Here is a 737-nt window from a genome sequence, read left to right as displayed (position 1 = left end):
GGCCGGACGCGGGCGGGCCGGACGCGGGCGGGCCGGACATGGGTGCCCTCGACGGGGTGCGACTGCCGGTTCTGGTGCCCAACGCGCGCGGTCTGGAGCGGGCGCTGGCGCTGGGGGCGCGCGAGGTCGCGGTGTTCGCGAGCGCCACGGAGTCGTTCGCCGAGGCCAACCTCAACCGCACGGTGGACGGCGCGCTGGAGATGTTCGAGCCCGTGGTCGCCCGCGCCCGGCAGGAGGGACTCGCCGTGCGCGGCTACCTGTCGATGTGCTTCGGGGACCCGTGGGAGGGCGCGGTGCCCGTGGCCCAGGTGGTGCGGGTGTGCCGCGCGCTGGCGGAGATGGGCTGTGCCGAGCTGAGCCTGGGCGACACGATCGGTGTGGCCACCCCGGGCCACGTCCACGCGCTGCTGGCTGCCCTCCACGAGGCGGGGCTGTCGGAGCGTACCGAGGGCGGGCCGCGGCTGGCCGTGCACTTCCACGACACCTACGGCCAGGCCCTCGCCAACACGCTGGCGGCCCTCCAGCAGGGGGTGTCGACGGTGGACGCCTCGGCCGGCGGGCTGGGCGGCTGCCCGTACGCGAAGAGCGCCACCGGCAACCTCGCCACCGAGGACCTCGTGTGGATGCTGCACGGTCTCGGTATCGAGACGGGCGTCGACCTCGCGCGGCTGACCGCGACCAGCGTCTGGATGGCCGAGCGGCTGGGCCGCCCCAGCCCCTCCCGCACGGTCCGCGCC

General features: G+C 76.0%; 1 protein-coding gene. It reads left to right on the top strand.

The window, feature by feature from the left end:
• A partial coding sequence (locus AB8Z75_RS35065; protein WP_369209201.1) for a hydroxymethylglutaryl-CoA lyase occupies window positions 1-737 on the top strand: 737 nt, incomplete at both ends.

It is taken from the genome of Streptomyces sp. PU-14G (assembly GCF_041028275.1).
GTDB lineage: Bacteria > Actinomycetota > Actinomycetes > Streptomycetales > Streptomycetaceae > Streptomyces.
Note: the sequence above shows the minus strand (reverse complement) of the source record. Positions and strands in the feature narration are given on the sequence as shown.